Source organism: Aromatoleum evansii (genome assembly GCF_012910805.1).
In the GTDB taxonomy this organism is placed as follows: domain Bacteria; phylum Pseudomonadota; class Gammaproteobacteria; order Burkholderiales; family Rhodocyclaceae; genus Aromatoleum; species Aromatoleum evansii.
In genome coordinates this window covers 1-447 of the sequence record NZ_WTVK01000226.1, presented here as the reverse complement: position 1 = coordinate 447, position 447 = coordinate 1, and the positions used below count along the sequence as shown (strand labels likewise).

The following is a 447-nucleotide window of genomic DNA, read 5'->3' as shown; positions in this document are numbered from 1 at the left end:
GGTGCCGACGATGCTCGCCGGCATCTACGGCACGAACTTCCACTCGGTGCCGGAGCTGGAGGCGTCCGTGCACTTCGGCGGCCGCGGCGGTGGGTACGAGTTCTACTACGGGTACTACCTGATGATCGCCGTGCTCGCGACGATCGGCGTGCTGCTGTGGCGCGCGTTCAAGAAGTCTGGATGGTTGTGATGGTGGTTCGCCACATCGGTGACGCGGCGCCGCGGGTGCCGACGCGCGTGCTCAACGGCAGCGGGACGCGTGTCAGCGCGTTCGTGCTCGGCGTTTCCGGGTGGGCCCGCGGCGTGACGGCGGAGAGCGCGCAGGAGATGGCGAGCACCTACCTCGCTGCCGGCGGGCACACGTTCGAGACGAATGACGTCGACGCGGGCGCCGCCGAGGTGCGGCTGCGTGAGGCCCTCGAAGGCCTCCGGCGCGAGGAGTACCAG

General features: G+C 69.8%; 1 protein-coding gene and 1 pseudogene. Both read left to right on the top strand.

Annotation, left to right across the window (positions count from 1 at the left end; all coding sequences use genetic code 11):
- Window positions 1–190 (top strand): annotated as a pseudogene (locus GO615_RS29940) (hypothetical protein); the annotation flags it as partial.
- Window positions 181–447: aldo-keto reductase family protein (locus GO615_RS29935; protein WP_211167427.1), on the top strand; the 267-nt coding region annotated here is incomplete at its 3' end. The pseudogene GO615_RS29940 and the gene GO615_RS29935, both read left to right, overlap by 10 nt.